Here is a 1324-nt window from a genome sequence, read left to right on the forward strand (position 1 = left end):
ATGTCAATGGGTGCTCTGAACGCAATCACAATGAAGATTAAGATGCAGTACTATAAGCGGTCATACTGGAATATTCTGTTCCGGACCAAAATGAAAGACGCTCGCAAGAACCTCATACGCTAATCGGATATTTAACATCCTAACGTTTTCTCAGGCACCTCTTGCGGGGTCTTAACCCTTATCATATTTGCGTTGTCATCATTGGTGGTAAGAGATTTATTTAGGTTGAATAACAATTTTCGAATGATTCACCATAGTGAAGTATTGCCCAACAGTGTCGTGCATTTTTTGCAGCTAAAGCAATAGCGGCTCGCCAGTAACCACGGCGATCTTTGACATCACAGACCCACTTACTGAGCGGATCGTCTTTTCGTCCGGCGCTAGCCATCATTGAACGCGCCCCCTGCACAAGCAGACTACGAATATAGTTGTCACCAGCTTTAGTAATTCGCCCTAATTTTGGTTTCCCTCCGCTGCTGTATTGAGAAGGCGTTAAACCCAACCAGGCCGCCAATTGACGGCCATTACGAAACTCTTTTCCGTCAGAGATCGCTGATACTAGAGCACTGGCTGTCATAGGTCCAACCCCCTTTAGTTGCATCAATAGTCGGCATCGTTCATCTTGCTCTGCCGTCTCTTTAATCAGTCGGTCGAACTTTAAAAGCCTGCGCTCAATGTTGTCTATATGAAGAAATAATTCATCCATGCAAGTTGCGGCTAAGGTTGGAAGGTGAACCTTCATGCTCTCGAACTCGTTACGCAATCGCTCCGGTGATAAAGGAGCAATCACACCAAACTCAGCGAGCAAACCACGAATGCGGTTGCATACTGCCGTCCTTTCTTCATTTAGGCCCTGCCTAGCTCGGTGCAAACATTGAATCGATTGCTGCTCTTCTGACTTGATGCTAACAAATCGCATATGAGGACGTTGAACTGCTTCACAGATAGCTTGAGCATCAGCAGCATCATTTTTCCCTGCTTTGCCAGACAGTCGATAAGGAGAGACAAACTTAGGAGCGATGAGGCGAACTTCGTGGCCGACATTTTTGAATAATCGGGCCCAAAAATGAGCGCTGCTACATGCTTCCATTCCAATCAGACACGGTGGCATATTGGCTACCGTTTCTAACAGCTTGGCCCGACTTACTTTGGGTTTGCATAAAATGGTATTGCCTTTGTGGTCAACACCATGCAATGCGAACACATTTTTTGCTAGGTCGATACCTAATACAGTCACAGCCATGTTGTTATCTCCGTATGAAATGGTGAATTTATCATCTCAGAACTAACGGCTGAGTGATAGGGAGGAAGTCCATTCCATACG

Annotated in this window: 1 protein-coding gene; it reads right to left on the reverse strand. The window is 45.7% G+C overall.

Going from position 1 to position 1324, the window contains the following annotated elements; all coding sequences use genetic code 11:
* Positions 1-220: 220 nt before the first annotated feature.
* On the reverse strand, positions 221-1243 hold the full coding sequence (locus tag R8O11_RS24875; protein ID WP_102552417.1) for an IS110 family transposase: 1023 nt from the start codon (positions 1241-1243) through the stop codon (positions 221-223).
* Positions 1244-1324: the final 81 nt, after the last annotated feature.

This window comes from Vibrio sp. 1288 (assembly GCF_033344475.1).

Bases quoted from the DNA above. Each gene is read 5' to 3' on its own strand.
- R8O11_RS24875 (WP_102552417.1), bottom strand. From the start codon at position 1,243: ATGGCTGTGACTGTATTAGGTATCGACCTAGCAAAAAATGTGTTCGCA.